This window comes from Bacillus sp. SM2101, from assembly GCF_018588585.1.
GTDB lineage: Bacteria > Bacillota > Bacilli > Bacillales > SM2101 > Nanhaiella > Nanhaiella sioensis.
This window is the reverse complement of record NZ_JAEUFG010000008.1, coordinates 60156-81281: the sequence shown is the minus strand read 5'-3', so window position 1 is coordinate 81281 and position 21126 is coordinate 60156. Positions and strand designations below refer to the sequence as shown.

20 protein-coding genes are annotated in these 21126 nt (G+C 33.1%); 4 read left to right on the top strand and 16 right to left on the bottom strand.

Annotation, left to right across the window (positions count from 1 at the left end):
* The first annotated feature begins 25 nt into the window (after window positions 1-25).
* On the top strand, window positions 26-586 hold the full coding sequence (locus JM172_RS09605; RefSeq protein WP_214482008.1) for an NADPH-dependent FMN reductase: 561 nt from the start codon (window positions 26-28) through the stop codon (window positions 584-586).
* A 517-nt stretch (window positions 587-1103) separates the two neighbouring features.
* On the opposite strand, the gene JM172_RS09600 is transcribed toward JM172_RS09605, so the two are convergent.
* The gene (locus tag JM172_RS09600) at window positions 1104-1373 is read right to left on the bottom strand and encodes a hypothetical protein (RefSeq protein ID WP_214482006.1); all 270 of its coding nucleotides are present in this window, start codon (window positions 1371-1373) and stop codon (window positions 1104-1106) included.
* A 466-nt stretch (window positions 1374-1839) separates the two neighbouring features.
* Window positions 1840-2901, bottom strand: a complete 1062-nt coding sequence (gene rsgA / locus JM172_RS09595; RefSeq protein WP_214482005.1) for a ribosome small subunit-dependent GTPase A — start codon at window positions 2899-2901, stop codon at window positions 1840-1842.
* 377 nt (window positions 2902-3278) lie between these two features.
* On the opposite strand from rsgA, the gene JM172_RS09590 reads away from it, so the two are divergent.
* On the top strand, window positions 3279-4019 hold the full coding sequence (locus tag JM172_RS09590; protein WP_214481998.1) for a YqjF family protein: 741 nt from the start codon (window positions 3279-3281) through the stop codon (window positions 4017-4019).
* A gap of 40 nt (window positions 4020-4059) precedes the next feature.
* Here the strand turns inward: JM172_RS09590 and JM172_RS09585 are convergent, their stop codons facing one another.
* The 8 genes from JM172_RS09585 to JM172_RS09550 all read right to left on the bottom strand — a co-directional run bounded on the left by JM172_RS09585 (window position 4060) and on the right by JM172_RS09550 (window position 12173).
* Window positions 4060-4677, bottom strand: coding sequence for an NAD(P)-binding protein (locus JM172_RS09585; protein WP_214481996.1), 618 nt, complete (start codon window positions 4675-4677; stop codon window positions 4060-4062).
* Between the two features lie 21 nt (window positions 4678-4698).
* Window positions 4699-5427, bottom strand: coding sequence for a sirohydrochlorin chelatase (locus JM172_RS09580; protein WP_214481993.1), 729 nt, complete (start codon window positions 5425-5427; stop codon window positions 4699-4701).
* Between the two features lie 447 nt (window positions 5428-5874).
* Complete coding sequence (locus JM172_RS09575; RefSeq protein WP_214481992.1) at window positions 5875-6072, bottom strand: DUF3906 family protein; 198 nt, start codon at window positions 6070-6072, stop codon at window positions 5875-5877.
* A gap of 354 nt (window positions 6073-6426) precedes the next feature.
* Window positions 6427-8040 carry a nitrite/sulfite reductase gene (locus JM172_RS09570; RefSeq protein ID WP_214481986.1) on the bottom strand — a complete coding sequence of 538 codons (1614 nt, stop codon included), beginning with the start codon at window positions 8038-8040 and terminating at the stop codon, window positions 6427-6429.
* A 247-nt stretch (window positions 8041-8287) separates the two neighbouring features.
* Entirely contained in the window at window positions 8288-8890 is a 603-nt protein-coding gene (gene cysC, locus JM172_RS09565) for an adenylyl-sulfate kinase (RefSeq protein ID WP_214481984.1), read from the bottom strand.
* Between the two features lie 284 nt (window positions 8891-9174).
* The gene (sat, locus tag JM172_RS09560) at window positions 9175-10320 is read right to left on the bottom strand and encodes a sulfate adenylyltransferase (RefSeq protein WP_214481982.1); all 1146 of its coding nucleotides are present in this window, start codon (window positions 10318-10320) and stop codon (window positions 9175-9177) included.
* Window positions 10321-10370: 50 nt separating this feature from the next.
* The gene (locus JM172_RS09555; RefSeq protein WP_214481981.1) at window positions 10371-11450 is read right to left on the bottom strand and encodes a sulfate permease; all 1080 of its coding nucleotides are present in this window, start codon (window positions 11448-11450) and stop codon (window positions 10371-10373) included.
* Window positions 11451-11462: 12 nt separating this feature from the next.
* Window positions 11463-12173 (bottom strand): phosphoadenylyl-sulfate reductase, encoded by a 711-nt coding sequence (locus JM172_RS09550; RefSeq protein WP_214481979.1) that lies wholly within the window; start codon window positions 12171-12173, stop codon window positions 11463-11465.
* A gap of 389 nt (window positions 12174-12562) precedes the next feature.
* Here JM172_RS09550 and JM172_RS09545 point away from each other — a divergent pair, with 389 nt between their 5' ends.
* Window positions 12563-13003, top strand: coding sequence for a Dps family protein (locus JM172_RS09545; RefSeq protein ID WP_214481977.1), 441 nt, complete (start codon window positions 12563-12565; stop codon window positions 13001-13003).
* Between the two features lie 118 nt (window positions 13004-13121).
* Here the strand turns inward: JM172_RS09545 and JM172_RS09540 are convergent, their stop codons facing one another.
* The 5 genes from JM172_RS09540 to JM172_RS09520 form a co-directional block, all read right to left on the bottom strand.
* Window positions 13122-15179 carry a hypothetical protein gene (locus JM172_RS09540; RefSeq protein WP_214481975.1) on the bottom strand — a complete coding sequence of 686 codons (2058 nt, stop codon included), beginning with the start codon at window positions 15177-15179 and terminating at the stop codon, window positions 13122-13124.
* The gene (locus JM172_RS09535; RefSeq protein ID WP_214481974.1) at window positions 15154-16053 is read right to left on the bottom strand and encodes an ABC transporter ATP-binding protein; all 900 of its coding nucleotides are present in this window, start codon (window positions 16051-16053) and stop codon (window positions 15154-15156) included. Before JM172_RS09535 ends, JM172_RS09540 begins: the two co-directional genes overlap by 26 nt.
* Window positions 16037-16435 (bottom strand): GntR family transcriptional regulator, encoded by a 399-nt coding sequence (locus JM172_RS09530; RefSeq protein ID WP_214481972.1) that lies wholly within the window; start codon window positions 16433-16435, stop codon window positions 16037-16039. The genes JM172_RS09535 and JM172_RS09530 overlap by 17 nt, the downstream gene beginning before the upstream one ends.
* A gap of 419 nt (window positions 16436-16854) precedes the next feature.
* Window positions 16855-17418, bottom strand: coding sequence for a GNAT family N-acetyltransferase (locus JM172_RS09525; RefSeq protein WP_214481971.1), 564 nt, complete (start codon window positions 17416-17418; stop codon window positions 16855-16857).
* A gap of 151 nt (window positions 17419-17569) precedes the next feature.
* Window positions 17570-18124 carry a helix-turn-helix domain-containing protein gene (locus JM172_RS09520; RefSeq protein WP_214481970.1) on the bottom strand — a complete coding sequence of 185 codons (555 nt, stop codon included), beginning with the start codon at window positions 18122-18124 and terminating at the stop codon, window positions 17570-17572.
* Window positions 18125-18239: 115 nt separating this feature from the next.
* On the opposite strand from JM172_RS09520, the gene JM172_RS09515 reads away from it, so the two are divergent.
* A complete protein-coding gene (locus tag JM172_RS09515; protein WP_214481969.1) occupies window positions 18240-18830 on the top strand; it encodes a LysE family translocator in 591 nt (196 codons plus the stop codon).
* Between the two features lie 363 nt (window positions 18831-19193).
* On the opposite strand, the gene JM172_RS25420 is transcribed toward JM172_RS09515, so the two are convergent.
* Entirely contained in the window at window positions 19194-21002 is a 1809-nt protein-coding gene (locus JM172_RS25420) for an ABC transporter ATP-binding protein (RefSeq protein WP_214481968.1), read from the bottom strand.
* Window positions 21003-21126 lie beyond the last annotated feature (124 nt).

The following is a 21126-nucleotide window of genomic DNA, read 5'->3' as shown; positions in this document are numbered from 1 at the left end:
AGCGATCTAATGGAGGAAGAAACTAATGGACACACAAAAAGCAAAAATTTTAGGTTTTGCAGGTAGTTTACGAAAAGAATCCTATAATCGTGCTCTTCTCCAAGAAGCAATTAGGCTTTCGCCTCAACAAATGGAAATCAATATATTTGACTTGTCTGATATCCCTATGTTTAACGAAGACCTTGAAAAGAATGGAGACCCTTCCATTGTCACTAAATTTAAAAAGGCTATTCAAGAGTCCGACGGCTTACTCATTGTAACTCCAGAATATAATGGAGCCGTTCCTGGTGTGTTAAAAAATGCCCTAGATTGGGCTTCTAGAGGTGGAAAAGAAGCCCCTTTGTTAAAAAAACCAATTGCAATTATGGGTGGAACTCCAGGCCGAGCAGGTACTGCACAGGCTCAGGCTCAACTAAGACAAATCTTAACTTCAACTCGTTCGTTAGTTATGGTGGAACCACAAGTATTAATATCTGGAGTACACAACTTATTTAATGAACAGGGTGAATTAGTGGATGAGAGAACTAGTCAATATGTTGAAAGGCTCGTTCATTCTTTTGACAAATGGATAAAACATTTTCAGTAAACTTAAGGTCGTGAAAACATACTACATGATTAAAGAACACACGTATCAAAATGTCTATCTATTTTGATAATATAGTTTGTTTCACTCTTAGCCTTCAAATATTTTTAACCCCGTCCTAGTTTAAGTCGGGGTTAAAATAGTTGTTGTTTTATTTGTAGACTTCTTCAGATGATATCTTTACTCGGAATCTTAAATCTATTGCTATTATCACCAATTGGGTACTACGAGAAATGGCTTTATATGTTGGTCACTATTTTACACAAGTAAAGAATCCATGAAATCTAGTTGTGTACATGTTTATTTCCTAATACGAAAAACAACTATGATAGAAACAACCTAAGGAAGAGATACACTTTTTGAACATCCCCTATCCTGCTTTCTTTTTTACATTTATCGTTGTAACCCCTTCACTTTTTGATAGTATGTCAAAATCATTAGCAAATGTACGAAAAATCATCACACTAAGCTATCTATTCCCATTTTTTGGCTAGCATTAATATATTCTAAAAAAACATTATTATTCTAATGGAACGATAAATATCCCAATAAAAATTGAGATGATCCCAAATAAAAGAAGAATAAATTTTAGAAGCCATATTGGAATAACCTTTAAAATCCTTGATATTAAAAAAATAACAACCGTTTCGGATAGAGAAGCATTATAATATGTACTTGGACTAATGAATTCTTCATTTTTTTGTGAGTTCTTATTCATTTTATACCCTGTAATAAGAAAATGTAAGCCGAGTAAAATTACTAGAACTTTTAAAATAATTAACCAAATCACGTAGCTTACCTCTCCTGATTCTGCAATATCAATTAGTTATCTTTTAGTCATTCCCAAGTTTCGTGGATCCTTCCTATCGTTTTTACTTTTGACTAAGTAAAATCCCGTATTGTTTATCATACATAGCAGCCATGATTAAATTGGAGAGATATCATATAGCCAAAATGTTGCTTTCTAGGAATAAATTTTTAACTCTTAGGTATATATGATTAATAATTTTCACACTCAATGGTGTATCATTTTACAACCACTTTCGTATACAACTCCGCTCTACAAACAAATCAGGTGAATAAAAATTCCCACCTGATTCCTCAATATTCAAGTTTACGTATGTGTTATAGGATTAATTATTGCTTTTCGTACTATGGTAATACCACAAACTTAGCATTCGTAACATCTAATATAAGCAAACTTTGCTGTTCAAAAGCAGGTAAAATAGAAACAAAGTTTCCAACAAGATTTAAATTTATTTACGATGAAACCTTGTTCTATCGCCACTTATTTTTTTCCACTTTTTCCGCTCAGCTATTCTAGCCTTGTTGTCTGCTTTTCTTTCAAGATAAGCAAGCTCTTTTGTAATTTTTACAAAGCTTAGAAATCGGCTTTGCTCTAGTACACCTTGATCAATCGCGGATAACACTGCACAACCAGGTTCAGACTGATGCTTGCAATTTGTAAACCTACACTGCCCTGATAGTGCTTCTATGTCTTGAAAGCTTTGTGCCACACTATCCTCTGAATCCCACAATTGCAACTCTCTCATGCCTGGAGTATCTATGATAATACCTCCTGTTGTGAGTACGATTAGTTCTCGGTGTGTTGTCGTATGCCTACCTCGATCATCACCTTCACGCACTTGTTGAACAGCTTGAACATCTTTGCCGTATAGTTTATTAGATAGCGTAGATTTCCCAGCACCTGAGGAGCCTAGCAACGCAACTGTTTGACCGTCTGTTAAATATTGTTGCAGGCTTTCAATCCCTGTATCCTCTTTAGCACTAATGACATGGATCGGAACGCCAAATGCTATAGCTTCTACTTTAGCTACTTTTTCTTCAATGTCGGTACATAAATCACTTTTAGATAAAACAATGACGGGATTAGCGCCACTTTCCCATGTGAGCAAAATATACCTTTCTAATCTTCTTAAGTTGAAATCTTGATTTAACGCAGCTACTAAAAAGATAGAGTTTACATTTGATGCAACAATTTGCTCTTCAGTAACTTCTCCTGCACTTTTTCGTGAAAACTTACTTTGCCTTGGTAACACCGCATGAATTAAAGCTCTATCTTCATTTGGTTGTGTTGTAATTACGACCCAATCTCCAACAGCAGGAAAATCTTCTCTAGCTTGAGTATTGTAACGAAATTTTCCCGAAACCTCTCCTAATAGTTCTCCTTGCTCTGTAAATATTCGGTACATCCGCTTATGTTCTAATGCGACTCTTCCTACTGTGTATTCTGAGTTATCGTATGGTAAAAATGCTTCTTCAAATTGTTTATTCCATCCTAAAGTTAATAAATTCAATGTAATTCCTCCGATATGTTTGAATGTTTTTTTATTATTGTTAAAATTTTTGGTTGTCTTCTTTTGTCCAAAATCACAAAAAAACCATAGGCATACTACAGCCCATGGCTAAACATTCATATCATATCGTTTCTCACATTGAAAGCAAATTGAAACTTATATACCTATGTTTATGGGCTGTATTATGAAATATCCAGTTACGCTTTTAATTACAATTAATTTACTCATAATACAACCCTCCCCGTTCAAATAATGTATGTATAATATATCATTGCAAAATATAAATGTAAAGGTTTATTGTATAAATTTTCTTGTTATAGATTATTCTATACATAAATTAAGGAAACTCCTAATAGCTAAGGAGCTGTGAGCTTAAAATGTCGAAGAATAACGGTTATCATCCCATACAACACTCAAGTCGTCAGCCATTATTTAAACAAATATGGGAAGATCTCATATTTGCTCATTGGCCTGTATGTAAACGATCTTTACAAAAGATCATCCCGTATCCATTAAAACTAGATTGTTACGAAAAACAAGCATGGATAAGTATCGTATTTCTTTCGGTGAGTGGCATGTATGTTAATGGCATCCCATTTTTATCGTTGTTCAAACCTTTTCAACAAATCAATGTAAGGACCTATGTTACATATCAAGGAATCCGAGGCGTCTTTTTTCTAAAGATTCATGCATCCAATTTCATCGCAAGCCGTCTTGCTACTTTTTTTTACCATTTACCATATACTTATTCTATAATATCAACCGACAACGACCAAAATCGATACAGCTATATGTGCTCTCAAAAACAGCGTCAACTCTCACCACTACTTCATGCACATTTTACGATTGATGATGAAGAATTCACTCCTCACAATGAAGATTTTGCGAGCTTTTTAGTAAATCGTTATTGTTTGTTTATCGTCAACAAACATAATAACGTCTACCGTGGAGATCTTCTACACGAACCTTGGCTGCTCCGAAAAGGCACTTGCACTTCCTTTGACAGTTCTTCTTTTTTTGGTCAAAATCTTTCTATAATTAAAGAACAACCTATCGTTCATTATTCATCTAAGAAAGATGCTTTATTATGGAGGTTAGTTAATACCACTACCCTTTAACAGCTATGATGAAGCAAATATCACTTTATTAAAATGTAGCTCAGCTATTAATTTCTTTTAGTTTTGATAATATTTTTTCTCGCAATTCTAATGAGGAAAAGTAGGCAGGTTCAAGAATTTCTAATAATAACTCTTGCTTTTCTCGTGGGTTCTTCACATTTTTTTTTATTATGTGCCTACATTCATATAAAAAGTCTACATAATGACTATAGGTTTCATCGTATTGGTTCGTTAGTTCATCTCGAATTTTTTTTGCTAACTGAGGGCTAGCTCCATCAGTTGAAACTGAAATAGATAGTTTTCCTCTCCGTAATATACTAGGAACGGTAAAATTTCCTAAGTGAGGCTGATCTACAACATTTAATAGTGTGTGACAATTTGTAGCCTCAGCGACGGCTCTATTAACGATTTCGTTGTCGGTTGCTGCAATAACTACAAATGCATTATCTACATCACTAGGATCAAACGTTTTTTCTTTCCAAACCACCTGATGATTTGATACATAGGTTTTCATTGTTTCGTTTATATTTGGGCTTACAACGACTACATTAGCACCTGCGCCGATTAAGTGCTTAACTTTTCGAGATGCAACCTTACCACCACCAATAACTACTGCATTTCTGTTTTCCAGTTGAACTAAGATTGGAAAGCTACTCATCTTGTTTCTCCTTATAGCGTGTTATAACAATGCTTCTGTACGCTCTTTAATGATATCTCCTAAATATTTATGATAACCGAGATAATTGCATAAAATATATTCTTTTTCATTGGATGCTATGCTCTGAATTGTGTGCTCCATTGATTTCATTAGTATACCAGTAAACAACAAATATGGTAGTACAAGGACTTTGTTATATTGGGAATATATTGTTTGCTGTAACATATCATCAAAAGAAGGCTCTGCTGCTGCTAAAAAACAGGTATCAACTGAACCTGCTCCTGTTTGCTCAAGTAAGAGATTGGCAATCGTCCGTAAATCACGAGGAGCATCAGGATCACTACTACCTCTACCAACGAGCAAAATTAACGTATCTCCATCAATAATTGTTGTTTTCTCATGTAATCTTTCGAGCAAAATATCAATGATTTTGTCATGAACACCTATAGGTTGACCATATTTAATTACTATGTCAGGAAAATGAGTGCTAGCTTTTGCTAATTCGTTTGGTATATCTTTTTTTGCGTGGTGGGCGGTAAGTAACAAAATTGGCACAACAATAATTTCAGTAGCACCTCGCTCCACACAATTGTTAATTCCTTCAGCAATTGTTGGTGATGCTAGCTCTAAAAAACAATGTTCTTGAATGGGGATTGAAATTAGTTGCTTCATTTCGTTTATAAAAGAAACAGCTTGAAGTTTAGCTTCCTCAACCCTACTACCATGCCCTATATAGAGAATAGCTTTCACTTTCATCCCCTCCTCGTATTATTGTAAGTGAATAATAAAAGTACGAATATGTATACATGTACCCAATTCGTTGAATCGCATCTTTTCTGAAATTTAACAGTGGGTTAGGATATTTTAATACAATACAACAAAACGAAAACACCCTAAAAATATTATAGTTTATACTAAGGCTTTTTCATATTGCTTGTTGCTATTGATAGTAAGAAATAAAACAATATTTCTTGGCATCTTTCTCATTTTAAAAAAGGCCTGCGTTTAGAAACCATATAAAAACAAAGTTTACGAAAGGCTGCTTTCAATGATTGTTGCTTTTCGTTCTAAGTATTAAGCACGTATACATCTAGCCTTCGGGACATCTTTTCTACAATTTACATTTATTGAGTTCTCATAAAACTCATCATACTATCCATTACTAATATAAATAACAACATATTTTACTAAAAGAGTCTATGCTAAAACAAAACCACTTCCATTGCGGATAATCTTCTTTTCATATAGTGTGATATCATCTATATCAGGCATACTTAAAAAATGCTTTTCTAACTCTATTTCTACATAACGAAACGCTTCATCATCGCTTTTTGATGCAATGACTACGTCTACAATCTCTTCATTTATTTTCACTTCAAATTTGTACAAATTCACTTTAATCACCTACTAAGTTAAATACGTAGTGGAAAAGTCAGGGTGACTATCCATCTTGATTTTGATCGATAATGAGATGAGCTTGCTATTCATTAACTCTCTCTATAACAATATGCATGTAAATAATGACTCACATGAAGGTGTAGTACCTTCATGTGAGAATTTGTTCATTATCCTTTGTGTTTAAGTTAGATGTATTTCATTGACCATAGCTTTTTCGTATAAAGAATTAAATACTTATAAAACAAGTATTTGTGACACCTTTTCTCATTTAATATAAGGTTACTTGCAAAAATTATTAATTACTGTTCAAAAAAGTCTCAATAACAACAAGGTTTACGAAAGGCTTACATGTTATATTTGTGCTAAAATTTGGTCTAGTTCGTTTTGAAGCGGTTCAATCCCTACACGACCAACAAAGTCATAGAATGATTCTTTCTCTACTTTATTCTCCTTGAAATAGCTTAGGAAATCTTTTAATACTGGGCCTAAATTGTCCGCATCAACTTTTCCCTTTAATTTTTCATTAAATTTCCCATCATTATTCAGTGTACCACCAACATAGATTTCAAAAGCCTCTACCATACCTTTTTCTTTTGTTTTCATTTTCACACCTTGTAAACCAATATCTGCAATTTGACGTTGACCACAAGAATTTGGACAGCCAACCATATGAAGGCGTACAGGATGATCAATTGCAATTTCTTCATCTAAATATTCAGCAATACTTCGCATTCTTTCTTTTGTTTCTACAAGTGCTAAATTACAATATTCAATACCTGTACATGAGACAGAATATGCAATAAAGTTCCTAGGATTGATTGAAATTCTAGTAAAGATTTGTTCCTTTAACAATACATCTACCTGTTCATCTGGAATATTTGGAATGATCAAGTTTTGAGAATTACAAGTGCGGATTTCACCATTTCCGTATGCTTTTGATATCCGAGCAAGCTCAAAAACCTCGTCAGCAGTTAGCCTTCCTACAGGCACGTTAAAGCCAACATAACTTAATCCCTCTTGTTTTTGTTTGTGTACTCCATAAAAATAACCTGCATTCCATTCCTTCAATTCATTTTTACCTTTTGAAAGTAATGGTCCAGTCAGTTCTTCTAATTTTTCTTTGAATTTCTCTACTCCCCAGTCAGCAACTAAAAATTTCAACCGTGCTAAATGGCGCTTTTCACGATAACCGTAATCTCGAAATAAAGTTGTGATTGCTATTGCTGTCTCCTTGAGTTTTTCAGGAAGTATGAATACATCAAGTTCTTGTGCTAAAAACGGACGTGCTGAAAGCCCTCCACCTACTTTAATATGGAATCCAGCAACTTGTTTTCCGTCAATTTCTTTTGTTGCTGGAATAAATGCTAAACAATTTATTTCTGCATGCCCCGCATTATGGACATTTGCACTTATTGACATTTTATACTTTCTAGGAAGGTTTGAGAAATCTTCATTATGCTGGAAAAATTCATATACTTCTTTAACAATAGGTTCTGTATCAAACAGTTCACTTCCATCAATTCCTGCAAGCGGGTTACCAACTATCGTACGAGTAATATCTCCACAAGCCCCAACTGAAGACAAACCAACGCTTTCTAAGCGTTTGAAAATATCTGGAATTTGTTCAATTGTTAGCCAATGGAACTGTACAGCTTGACGTGTTGTTATGTCAAAAACACCTCTACCATAATCTTTACTAATCCCAGCTAATACATTAGCTTGATCATAAGTCAAAATTCCAGAAGGAACATTAACCCTCATCATAAAATATCCATCTTCTTTAGGCTTTTGTAAGTATAAGCCTGCCCACTTAAAGTAATCCCATTGATCTTTTGGGATAGATTGAAAACCATTTTTCGCATAATGTGGAATATCGTTTAATATTTCTAACCCATCTTTTTGTAACTTCTGTTTTTCATTTTTGTTTAATTTTTCATTGTTTTCCCATGTTTTCACATATGCCATTTAGCACCCTCCTTAACTCCCTTATAACGTATTATAGCTCATGTTCAATAAATATCGAAAAATAACTGTTGTGCAGTGTACCCTCTCTACTTTCATCCCATGACTATATTCGTTAATTAAATATAAGTATGGAGTTTCCTTCAATAACATCATTGAACGTATGAAACTCTGAAGGAAACTTTTTTATATAATCTATTATTGTATATATATAGTAACTAATGCAAAATTATTTACGAAAGAAACCATATTATTTTACTATTGATTTTTCTTTTAAATAATTTATTACCTGTTCAACAGATTGCTCTATTGACAGTTTGTTGCTTTCAATAATCAATTCAGGTTGTTCAGGAGGCTCATATGGTGAGCTAATGCCTGTGAATTCAGGAATTTCACCTTTCCGTGCCTTGTCATATAACCCCTTTGGATCACGTGTTTCACATACTTCAAGTGGACACTTTACGTATACTTCGATGAACTCATGATTAGAAAAAAGCTCTCTTACGCTATTACGGTCTTCTCTAAACGGTGAAATAAAAGCTGTCAAAACAATTTGACCACTATCTGTAAATAGCTTAGATACCTCTCCAATACGCCGTATGTTCTCTTTACGATCATTTTCACTAAAGCCAAGGTCTTTGTTCAAACCATGACGTATGTTATCACCGTCTAAAACATAAGTTCTAACGCTGGTTTCATGAAGTTTAACTTCAACTGCATTCGCAAGCGTTGACTTTCCAGATCCAGAAAGTCCGGTAAACCATAACACACAACTTTTATGATTATTTAAGCTGTTTCGATCTTTCCTAGTAATTGTTGTTTCGTGCCATACGATGTTTTTAGATGATGACATGGACACCTCTCCTATATTACTTAATATATAATAATACAAGACTGCTTTCGCATTAATTGTTACTTTTCATTCAAAGATATAAGCACGTATACACCTAGTGTTGGTGGCACTTAGATAATTATGGAGCACCATCTATAAATAGCAACAAAGTTTACCAAAAGAGCCTGATCCAAAAATGTTATATTTTTAATAATGGGGCTGCCTAATAAGATTTTTTAACTCCCTTAATAGACGCCCCTATTAAATATCTCGTCACTTCTACTCAAAGTTGTCAACACGGAACATTATGAGTGGACTGATGTTTTTTTCAATCCTTTAATAAGTACCTCCGCAACCTCTGGTCGAGTAAATTCTTCTGGAGGAACCTCCCCATTTCTTAACATTTCTCTTACTTTCGTACCACTTAAATGAAGATGATCTTCAGAACTGCTAGGTGTTGTTTTCGAAGTAGCCATCGTTTTCGTCTTTTTGCAATAAAACGCATGTTCAAATTTTAAAATTTCGATGCCTATTTCTTCTTTAGAAAATTGATCAAAAATCTTTTGTGCGTCATAAGTTCCATAGTAATCTCCTACACCTGCATGATCACGGCCAACGATAAAATGAGTACACCCATAGTTTTTTCGAACTAGAGCATGGAAAATTGCTTCTCTAGGACCAGCATAGCGCATCGCGGCTGGAAATACTGCTAAAAAGACTCTTTCCTTAGGGTAATAGTGCTTAAGTAGCACTTCATAGCTTTCCATTCTCACATCTGCTGGAACGTCATCAGACTTTGTTTCTCCTACAAGAGGATTAAGTAAAAGACCGTCAACAATTTCTAGTGCACTTTTTTGAATATACTCATGTGCACGATGAACAGGGTTACGAGTCTGAAATCCTACCACTGTTTTCCACTGCTTTTGTTTAAATATTTCTCTTGTTTCTCGAGGATCAAGATAGTACTCATTAAATCTATCCTTCTTTGGACGCTCAACTAAATATATAGGACCAGCAACATATACATTAGGACGATCAAATAATTTTTTTACACCAGGATGTGATAAATCTGTCGTTTGAAATACGTGCTGAGCTTCTACTTCTTTATCTGGTGTATAGACCTCAGTTATTGTAATGACTCCATAAACAGTGCCATCTTTAACAAGTTTTGCTTTTTCGCCTACAATTAGTTTTGAAGCTTTATCCGCGGAAACTGGTAGTGTAATAGGGATACTCCATGGTGCACCTGAATTTAAGCGCATATCATGCACAACTGAAGTATAATCTTTATAGCCTAAGAAGCCTTCTAGTGGGCTATAGCCCCCTGTTGCAATCAATTCTAAATCACTTAAAGCCATTAAATCTAACTCAATTTCTGTTGTAATGTCGTTCACTGAATAAGGAGAGTTAAGGCGTTGAATCAATTCTCCCCCATGTGGTTTCAAACTCATAAGTTACCTCCGTTTTAAGTTATCTTATCTTTTTAGTCGGAATTAAAGCACTAAATACCTCCGCCGTCTTCATGATATGACCGTCTGTCTTCTTGTGTATACCTCATTAACTTCAACAAGCCATACGATGCAAAAGCAGCACTCATCATCGCACTTACAACATATAAATCTACTTGAATAAATAATTTGATAAATCCATAAGATACTGCTAACGCAAATACTGGTGAAACAATCCAAACTAGGAGAAGTTTTTTAATTAATCGTTTCTTTAAGAGGCCTCTACCTTGCTCAGCAATACCAATTCCTATTATGCCCGAAGTGGTTACCTGTGTCATCGGTACTGGAAGCCCGAAAATTGATGCGATAAATACAAGACCTGCTCCCGTACCTGATACTACACTCCCTTGTAATAACGATAATCTTACGATTTTCTTGCCATTCGTTTCAATGACTCTTCTACCTAAAACGATTGCTCCAATTCCGATAAACAAACCACCTAGGATGATACCAGGTTGCAAGGGGATCAGCTCTGCTCCTACAAGTGGTCCAATTGCATTAGCAACATTGTTCATTCCTGCAGAAAAAGCTTCAAGAAAACCTGTCACCACAACTAGTACTGCTAATATAGTCTTCCACTTTTTTGACTGTAGGAAACCTTGTTTACTTTCTACCCTCTTAACTAACTTGCCAAATAAAAACGTAATTGTAAATGAAACTAGCGGTGTGATAATCCAAAACAGCATAATAATAATTAAAGTATCAAACATAAGTGCTTTAAAAGCTAAACCTACTCCAACTACCGCTCCGACAGTCACTTCACTCGTTGATAAAGGAATACCTAAAATATTGGCAATGAATAAAGAAATTGTAGCTGCTGCAAGAATGCTAATTGCTATATGAACATTAATGATTGACGCTGGAACAATTTCAGTCCCTATGGTTTTAACAACTTCTCCTCCACCTAATGCAGCACCTAAAAAAACACCTATGCCACTAATAACAAGTGCAATGTTCTTTTTGGAAATGACACCAGATCCGTACGCAACTCCCATGGAGGCAGCTGCTCCACTAGCACCAATATTTAATGCGAATAAAATAGCCACAACAAATGCGGTTATTGTAAATATCATCTACTCTTCTTCCTAACCTGATTGATGTAATCCGCATTCTGTTTTAGAGCTATTCGCCCAACGTCCAGCTCGGGAATCTTTATCATCACCAGTTGGTAACGTACAATACTCACACCCGATACTTGGATAGCCTTGATCGTGTAAGCGATTGTACGGCAAATTAAAGAACCGGATATAATTCCAAATATCTTCCCAACTCCAATGGATGAGTGGACATATTTTAATAGACTGAAACTTATCATCTTTATTGATGAAATTAGTCTGGCTTCTCGATTGAGATTGCTCTCTTCTTAGTCCAGATATCCATGCTAAATTACCTTTTAATGCTTTTTGCAGTGGTAATATTTTTCTAATATTACAGCATTGATTAGGGTTTGTTTTCCAAAGCTCATCACCATGTTGTTCTGCCTGCTCTTTAAGAGTTAGCTCTGGCTTTTGAAGCATAATTTGTAAGGTAGGATATTTTTCTTTCACTCTGTCAATTAACTCATAAGTTTCTTTAAAATGTACATCGGTATCAAGAAAAACGATTTTAGCTGTCTTATTAACTTTATTAATGAGATCAATAAGAACCATTCCTTCTGCCCCGAAGCTACAAGCATAAACAATCTCATCTTTATATTCTTTATAAGCCCATTTCAACACATCTAAACTTTCTTTAAACTGCGCTTGAATATCTGTTGATAGTTGATCTGACCAGCTATCATACGTTATTGAAGCCATGTTCTCCCCCCTTTATTTAATGCCACAAATGGATGTTCGTTTAAATACATTTTACTTCTCATTTCACCTTTCCAAGAAAAGATTACCATTATGAATAATCGACTTTAAGAATATTTCCAACCAAACAAGTAGGAATACAATGATTAGTATTTGTTTTAGTTTATAAAATTCTGATAAGAAAATCAATCAAATATTTTTTTTCGGATAAAATTAGGTCTTATTCCTATACAAAAAACTCATATTTTATTGAATAGACTGCGTATTCAAGCTAACAATATATAGTGTTAAATATTTAATTTATTAAAATTTTTATATTATAATTAATTCTTATTGATAATTATTATAATCTGTAATATAATATAATTATTCTAATTTAGGAGGATTCATTTATGACAAACACTACACTTATTCAATCCCTTAACCAACAACTAGCAAACTGGAACGTATTGTATACGAAGCTTCATAATTACCATTGGTATGTTACTGGAGCTGATTTCTTTACTCTACATGCTAAGTTTGAGGAATTTTACGACGAGGCAGCTACTTATATTGATGAAATCGCTGAAAGAATTCTAACTATCGAAGGACAACCTATTGCATCGTTAGCTGACTATTTAAAACACACTTCAATCGAAGAAGCAACGAACAAAGAAACACCAAAAGATATGGTTGGAGCCATTGCCGAAGACTTTTTTAAAGTGATCCACGAATCCAAACTATTAATTGAACAAGCAGAAGATGCTAATGACCAACCTACTGCGGATATGTTTATCGGCATTAAAAACTCATTAGAAAAGCATGTGTGGATGTTAAAAGCATACTTAAAATAAGATAAGTCGAGTGTTCACTAAGGTCAAATAATAATGAACATTTTATAGAATAAAAAATAGCACCATGAACAGGTGCTATTTTTTCTATTTAATAGGGTTGGTAGCCTAAAAAAACATTTTAATTATTATTGAAATAACCCGCGATATAGTCTGGTACATTTGCATCACTATAACTACCTATAAAAGAATAATCACCATATATTGATTGAAAATACACGATATATTTTACCTCAATGTTTCTTTCAGAATAGCTATAGAGCCTCTGATAGCTACGTAAACTATCTAATACTTGCTGATCATTTGAGACTTTGAGCATTTTTCTTGATGGACCCTCAAATAAAGCTTTTATATTATCGGTATCACGCCAACTTCTATCCTTTACCAATTTTTTCTCATCATTCTCCAATTCAATAACCTTCATAGTTGAAATCTCTGCTGGAAGAAATGTTGCGTATTGCATATAATCATTTTGTTCTAACCATGAAACTAGTTTTTCGTATGAAAAGTCCCAATTAACATGAAACGATGTTTCTCTTTCCATTCCTCGTCCACGATTCACAAACAATGGTGAGTTATTACCTAACCTAATAGTTACTCGTCCACCATTACCTTTACCATCCATCATGTCCTCATATGATTGATCTATTATATCTTCACGTATTAACTCTAACAATTCCTCTAACTTCACTGTATCGTCTATCACTTTTTCTTTACCAAATCTATCACCATGAGAGATTTTGATATTCTCAATATGTTTAGCATTTATTGCAAATATTTCATTTTCCCTGATTTTCTTATGTTCAGTAGATTCATAAATTGGTTTAAAAAACACCTCATACATACCATCTATTGGGATGTCATAAGATCTTATAAACTTCTTACCGTTCGTTAGTTCATAAACAACATGCATATTTATTACTTCTTTGTTGTTATTTTTCCCATTATCCTTTATTAATTGTTGGTGAAAGTTATATACGTTTATGATATTTTTACTTTCAGCATATTCAAAGCGTTTAATGTCTTCATCTTCGTTTAAATAAGAATATATTCTATTGTCAAAATAAACCTTTTCAATTTCATTAATGTTTGGCATTTTTTCTTCAAAGCCAATGATATCAAAATTGATTACAGAAATGAGCAAAACCATCGTTGCCGTAAACACAGCATAACCTTTATTAATGGGAACGATTCTCCATGTTTTTTGTAAAGTCATTTCAGCCACACAATACCCGATTATCGAACCAATAACATACCCTGCGAATGTCCAAGAAAAACTTTGTTGATATGTCCAAAGGTAGACACCCCCCACAAGCATCGTACAAAAGGTTACCCCATATTTGAATACAGGCTGTAAAATGCTAAAGGTTACAGCTTGGGTAGCAGTTTCTGACCCTCTCTTCTTATAAATCAATATTGAGAATAGATAAATAAAAGCCATTACAATGACATACCCGGTTACTTCTGTGTAAGTAAATAACCCTACAGGTTCATTGCTGTATCCAAAAAATCTATTATACCAGCTTGTGAGGGGAGATAGCTTTTCAATTCCAACATTCAAATAATATTCATAGTTAAATCCATATAGTAAAACACCAAGATTCATCGATATTAAAACCGTTATCCCATATGGAAACAACAAGAAAATATATGTTAAAATCCCATGGGCTACAGACAGCCCTGTAAACATCCCCACAAATACACTTATAATAAAGATAAACAATGTAAATAAAACAATGCTTCCTGACCAACTGAATATATCAATAAGTGATATATATGCATCCAGCTGCAAAGTTGACCTTAAGACTACTGCGATGCAAGCAGTAAGGATAACTGGTAATACAAGATTGATTGCACCAAATATCATATGATGGTGAAAAATCGTTGTACGTTTTATCGGCATGCTATGAATAAAATCAACAGACCTTTTCGTTTGTAAATAACGGAATAAAAAGATTGCTAGAACAACTGGCACAGTAATAATAATTATATATTGTACATCTGAAAAGAGATCAAAATCCTGATTAATAAAACCTTTATTTAACTCATTATGAAAATCAATAATAGATAATGGGACAGTAAGCAGTAATAACATAAAATAGATTGCGCCGACCCATAGCACACTCCTCACATCTTGAACGAAGATGCCTCCTTTAAACCAGGATGTCATCGATCGCATAGCCTACATCCCCCATTTCATAAATAAATATCTCTTCCAACGTGAGTGGTAAAACATCAAATATAACGGGCTGATATCGTAAGAAACTTGTTCTTATATCCTGTTCATGCCCTCTAACGATACAAATAATAACACTGCCGCGTTCTTCTTTAAATAACATATCTACCTCGTTGAACAAATTCATAGGGATATTATTACTAAATGCAATTTGTATTTTGTGTACATCTGATTTTATCGCATCAATTTCCTTTTGCATGATGAGTTGTCCTTCATGTAAAATACCAATTTGATCACAGATCCCTTCTACTTCTTGGAGATTATGAGAAGAGATTAAAACCGTCATCTCCCTTTCCGCAACATCTTGAATTAACAAGTCTTTTATCCTTTTCCGCATAACTGGGTCAAGCCCATCAAGCGGTTCGTCCAAGATTAATACGTCAGGCATTGTTGATAATGCTAACCAAAAAGCAACTTGACGTTGCATCCCTTTAGAAAAGCGATGTATTTTATTTCGAGGATCAAGCCCAAATATACGTTGAAGTTCTTTAAATCTTTCTTCATTCCATGAATGATATATGCTTTTATAGTACTTCGCCATTTGCAAAATTGAATAATGCGAGAAAAAGTAGACAACATCTGGAATAAAAATGATGTTTTGCTTTAACCGTTCGTTTTCAAAAACTTGTTCATCATTAATTAGCACTTCTCCACTATGCTGTTTATAAATCCCTGCAAGCAATTTCAATAGAGTTGTCTTCCCAGCACCATTAGATCCTAGTAGTCCAAATATCGACCCTTTATTAATTTGTAGATTGACAGAGTTCAACGCCTTTTGACCATCAAAATGTTTACTAACATTATTTAGTTGTATCATAGCGTTCTCCTCCTTTGACCACTTTTTCTACTTCATTAATTAGCTGTATACTTTGCTCTTTTGTCATACCTAAATAAAACGCTTCTAATAGTAATTTCTTGATTTCTTCCATCATCTTTTCGAGCTTCTCTTGATTAGGGAGTTGTGGCGATGGTGTAACGAAGCTACCTCTTCCTTTCACAGAATAAATATATCCCTGATGTTCAAGTTCACGATACGCTTTTTGAATCGTATTAGGATTAATCGTTAATTGTTTTGCTAATGCCCGAACGGATGGCAGTTGCTCATCGGGCTTAAGCACTTCATTAATAATCAATTGTTTAATATTATCAACTAATTGCTCATAAATTGGCTGTCTACTTCGGAGATCCAAATTAAACATTGCTTCCCTCCCCCTGTACCATCTGTATTACAACCTATAATACAGATTGATTATATAAAACTGCATTTCATTTGTAAAGGACAAACTTAGCTGTTTTTTACGAGTGTGGATTGGTGAATATCACTAATAGGGGGGTGTCCAATTGTGCTGAATTAGTTTTACTAATCCAAACCTGTTGTAGCTTTAGTAAAAAGTTTGATCAAAAGGCTTCAAAACTCCATGATTACTAATAAAAAGAAGCCATTTTATCAAAACGGCTTCTTCTTCTAAAAAATTTTAATTGTTCAAAAAGGAATTACTTAATTTCATTCCCTTTGGAACTTGATCACTTTACTTCTAAACGTAAAAAATGTGCTCCAATTATTGTTTAAAAACCTCACCTAACTAATAATAAGAAGAATTTTCAAAGTAAACTGAAATCAGCTATTAAATATAATGGGTATATCATTAGTCCATCTCCTCCAAATCATGTGATCAAACCCTTCACCCCAATAGTCCTTCATTAAATAATCAGGCTCTCCAAATTTTTTCTTCCATACCTTTTGTGCATTTGTATATCCACTATCCAGACAAAATTCCTTTATTCCTCTATTTAGTAAGGTCAAAAACATCACATTTAATAGTAAAGTCCCAATACCTCGATGTTGAAAATCTGGATGTACAAATACAGTACCTACCTCATACAACTCTTTCAATATACTACCCGTGCAACTATTAATCAGTTCACTAGCTGGACCATATTCAATTGTACCGATAATTTTATTATCATTTTTATCTGAAGCTATTAAAAAATATCGATTCCTCCCATTGCTATCAAAGTCACATTTCAAGTATTGTTTCTTGTTTTCAATTTCATTCTCTATCTCTTCAAACAGTTCCGATAAACCTTCTCTTGCATAGGTATCCTTTATGACTGTACTAAAAAATTGATTTAGCTCGATTTTATCCCCACTTCGTGGTCTTCTTATCTCAATATTAAGCACTACAAAATCACCCCTTAACTAACCTACTATATTGCTTAATTTCAATTATTTCGAAGTTAATAATTTACTCAAATACGTAAAAAAAAATAGAAAAAGTATCAAAAAAAATTCCAAAACGACTTCATCCTTCTGAATCAGAGCCAGCCTTTTATTATTCTGGGTAGTAAATTGTCATACTTAATCGAGCTAAAATATCCCCTGTGTTGTAATATGAATGTGGTCTATCAGCCTTAAATTTAATTGAATCACCATTTTTCAATTTATAGTTCGCCCCATTTATGCTTACAAGGACTTCTCCGTCAAAAACAGTAATATATTCCTCGGTTCCATCCTTGTGTCCATGAGAATCTAATTTCCCCTCTGGTTCTATTTCAATTGAGTATAATTCAAACTGCTTATCTTCTGAAAATGGAAATGTAGGAAAAACTCTGTACCTTCCATTATCGTCTGATACAGCTTGGACCTCACTTCGTAACACAATTTTAGCTTCAGGTTCAGGAACATTTATTAGTGATGTAAAAGAAACTTTTAACCCATTCGCAATTTTCCAAATGGTGGTTATCGTTGGACTTGATTCTCCTCTTTCAATTTGACCAATCATGGCTTTACTGACACCACTTAGGTCAGAAGCCTTTTCTAAGCTTAGTTTTTGCTTTTCTCGTATGGCCTTCAGATTTCTGCCTAATATTTTCTGAATCTCTTCCATTATATCACCTCATTAAAATTTACATTATAACGCACATTTTGTATAATATAACATATAAGTATAGTATATTGTACTTTAATACACTATAACATACGTTTAGAGGGGGATCCTACTTATGCCTTTATTACCATTTCTTTTGTTTGTTTTGATCAGTAGCTTCACACCAGGACCCAATAATTTTATGGCTATGACATTTGCCACTAAATATGGACTAAAGAAAACACTCAAATTTTGTATAGGGGTTGGTTTAGGTTTTTTTACACTTATATTACTATGCAGTATTTTTAACCACTTGCTTATAAAAATTATGCCCAGCATTAAAACACCCTTAACCATATTGGGTATCAGTTACATGTTATATCTAGCATTTAAAACTATTAAAGACAATGGAACGGATGATAAAAAGAATAATAGTAATGAAAAAAAGAATCTATTTGTCATTGGTTTCTTAGTTCAGTTTATAAATCCAAAAGGGATTCTATATGGAGTTACAGTAGTGTCTTCATTTATTCATCCTTATTACAATTCATACATTATTTACTTTATTTATGCCTTATTTTTAGGATTTGTTGGTATTGTAAGTTCATCTAGCTGGAGTTTATTCGGGACTATCTTTCAGAAGTTTTTAGATAAATATAGGAGTCTATTTAACATTATTATGGCTTTATTATTGGTTTATAGTGCCATCTCCATTATTATCCATTGAGGATATTAGCAAGACTACAGAATTTATTAAACTCTTAAACATTTATTACTACATTGAAAACCAGCTAGTTCACACTTGTATGTTACATATTGGGTATTGAGCTGGCATGTTATTATTCTTGCGATTTTGACCCAAAAATTCGTTTAATCGATAACACTAGTTAACATATTATTATTACATCTCATACAATTAAAAAGAGAACTTTTAACTAGTCCTCTTCTTAAAGTTTGAGTAAGGATTATAAAAGTAATTACAATCCATAAAAATATGCTTATAAACTCTCATACTTTCATAAAATATTTTGCTGTATTTCTTTTACCCCTTTTAATTTGATAAGATAAATAGTGGATAATTCCATTCTAGTTAAGCTCTAACTTTTTCTTTATACCATTTGGCTTGAATGTTAAACAATTCTGTATACTCCCCGTTCAGTAACATTAATTCTTCATGATTTCCTTGCTCAACAAGTTCACCATTTTTTATTACTAATATGACATCTGCGTTTACACAACTCCCAAGTCGATGGGTTACAAATATGGAAGTTTTTCCAAAAGAGATATCTAAAAAGTCTTCAATAATTTTCGCTTCACTAATCGGATCTAAAGCAGCAGTTGGTTCATCTAGAATAATTATCGGACTATCTTTAAATAATGCCCTACTCAATGAAATTTTTTGCCATTCCCCACCTGAAAGTTCTCTTCCAAATAACGTTGCTCCGATATTATCATTAATATTTAAGTCGTACTTATGTAATAATTGTTCAGTTCCAGATACTTCTAAAACTTCATCAACCTTTTGCAGTATTTTACTATTTACTTGTTTATCTAAAGTTATATTTTCAAGTATTGACATTTCATATTTCACAAAATCTTGAAAGATTGTACTGAAGAATTTTTCTCTTGTCTGTTGAGTAATAGGTTCATCATTTATATGTACTTCACCATTCTTTGTTGAATATAATCCTGTTAGACATTTAACTAATGTGCTTTTTCCTGAGCCATTTCTACCTACGATCGCTACTTTTTCACCAGGTTTTATTTCGAATGAGATATTTTTTAATACAGGGTGCTCATGATGAGGGTATGAAAATGATATATCCTTTACTTTAATGCTTCTAAAATCATCATTATGAGATCCATCTATGTCTTGTGTTAATTTTTCGTTTGGAACTATCCTTTTAAATTCATAGTAATCGTTTATTGATAAAACATCTCTAAAAATCGCACCCAATGATGATGCAATTTGATGACTAATATTTATAGAATTTGTAAGGAGTTGGGAAAGCGCAACAAACTTCCCAATCGTAATTTTTTTAGTTAAGACATAGAAAACTAATAAACTTAAAAATATTAAGTTTAAAGTGAAATGTAATAAACTAACGCTTAGTAATTTATTGTTATTTTTTTTTTCCAATTCATATTGATCATTACCCAATTGCCAAAATAGACCTTTCCATTTAGAAAGAATGTATGAACTATGGTTAAACATTCTAAATTCTTTTGCAACTTCTTTGGACTTAAAAAGAGATTCTATATATTCAATTTTTCTTCTATTTAATATTTGTTGAATAAATTGATCATAATTTGTTGTAGATGTATAAAAATTTACCCATATTAAAACTATTACGATTAAAAATAAAAAAAGGGATATTGTCCAATGCACAGAGTATAAGGTTATGATAAAGGTTATAAAGGTTATTGTTGATTGTATAAAGGAGAGAACTTCTTGCAAATAACTACAGGACTTTTTACCAATTTCCATTGTTGATTTTTCTAATGAATTATAATAATTTACATCGTCATAATAGATTAATGGAATTTTTGAACTCATAGTAAAAATCTCATTATTAAAGTGATACTCCATCTTCTGAAACATACGGAAGTTCATTATCTTCTCTACATGGTTGATAATTTGTAGAATAACAAAATATAAAAACTGTAAAATAATATAATAAAAGGGTGAAAATAAAAATGTTGAACTATCTATACTAGCCATTAATGAATTAATCGTCTTTTCTGTTAATAAAATATATACTAAGGGAGATAACCCTTTAAATACTGTAAAGATAACTGTTAGTATTAAATACAGAGGAACAACGCTTTGTATTGTTAAGAAAGTACGTATAGTTACTGTGGAAATAATTTTCCATTTATTAAAACGGCTTTTTTTCACCAATTAAACCTCCAAAGCGCTATTTGAAAACCAAAAAGCTACATTTTAAAATCACGAACTATATTATATCTACATTTCAAGAGAAGATTAAAAGGGGCGTTTATAAGTCGATAATTCGCCTTAT